At 72.4% G+C, this 1,292-nt stretch carries 1 protein-coding gene; it reads left to right on the top strand.

Annotated elements, in window-relative coordinates; genetic code table 11:
• On the top strand, positions 1–1,292 hold a 1,292-nt coding region (locus ACFY1P_RS35390; protein WP_390753014.1), incomplete at both ends, for an acyltransferase domain-containing protein.

Below are 1,292 nucleotides of genomic sequence, written 5' to 3'. Positions count from 1 at the left end.
TGCGTCGCCGGCGCACTCACCCTCGACGACGCCGCACGCATCGTCGCCGTACGCAGCGACGCCCTCAGGCAATTGGCCGGGCACGGTGCGATGGCTTCCCTCGGGACCGGTGCCGAGGAGGCCGCCGAGCTGATCGGCGACCGGCCGGGGGTGTGCGTCGCGGCGGTCAACGGACCGTCCTCGACGGTGATCTCCGGGCCGCCCGAGCACGTCGCCGCCGTGGTCGCGGATGCCGAGGCGCGGGGGCTCCGGGCCCGCGTGATCGACGTCGGCTACGCCTCGCACGGTCCGCAGATCGACCAGCTCACCGACCAGCTCATGGACCGCTTGAGCGGTATCCGGCCGGTGGACACCGAGGTGGCGTTCTACTCCACCGTCACCGCCGAGCGCACCGACACCACCGGCCTGGACACGGGTTACTGGGTGACGAATCTACGGCAGCCGGTGCGCTTCGCCGACACCGTCGAGGCGCTCCTGGCCGACGGCTACCGCCTCTTCATCGAGGCCAGCCCGCACCCCGTGCTCAACCTGGGCATCCAGGAGACCATCGACCGTTCCGGCGTCGTGGCCACGACCGTCCCCACTCTGCGCCGTGACCACGGCGGCCTCACCCAGCTCACGCACTCCGCCGCCCTGGCCTTCACGGCGGGAGCGGACGTCGACTGGCGGCGCTGGTTCCCCACCGAGCCGGCCCCCCGCACCGTCGACCTGCCGACGTATGCCTTCCAGCGCAAGCACTATTGGGTGGAGCCGCCCGCGGCGGCGCCGACGGCGAGCGGTGGCCATGATCCTGTCGAGGCTCAGGTGTGGCAGGCGATCGAGGATCTGGACATCGAGGCGCTCGCCGGCAGCCTGGAGATCGAGGACCGGCCGGAGACCGTCGAGGCACTGGAGCCCGCGCTGCCGGTCCTCTCGGCCTGGCGCCGACGGCACCGGGAACAGTCGACAGTCGACTCCTGGCGCTACCAGGTCACTTGGAAGCACCAGTCCGACGCCTCGGCGACCCCGGAGCTGAGCGGGACGTGGCTCCTGCTCGTTCCCGCGGCGCACGCCGAACACCCCGCCGTGCTGGCGACGGCGCAGACGCTGGCCTCCCATGGCGCCGAGGTACGGCGTCATGTGGTGGACGCGCGGGCCGTGGAGCGTGCGGGGTTCGCCCGGGAACTGCTCTCGCTGACGGGCGGGGAGCCGTACGCGGGGATCGTCAATCTGCTGGCGCTGGACGAGGAACCGCACCCCGAGCACCCGGCCGTCCCCGCAGGACTCGCCGCGACCACCACCCTCATCCAAGC

This window comes from Streptomyces sp. NPDC001407 (assembly GCF_042895325.1).
Classification (GTDB): domain Bacteria; phylum Actinomycetota; class Actinomycetes; order Streptomycetales; family Streptomycetaceae; genus Streptomyces.
Note: the sequence above shows the minus strand (reverse complement) of the source record. Positions and strands in the feature narration are given on the sequence as shown.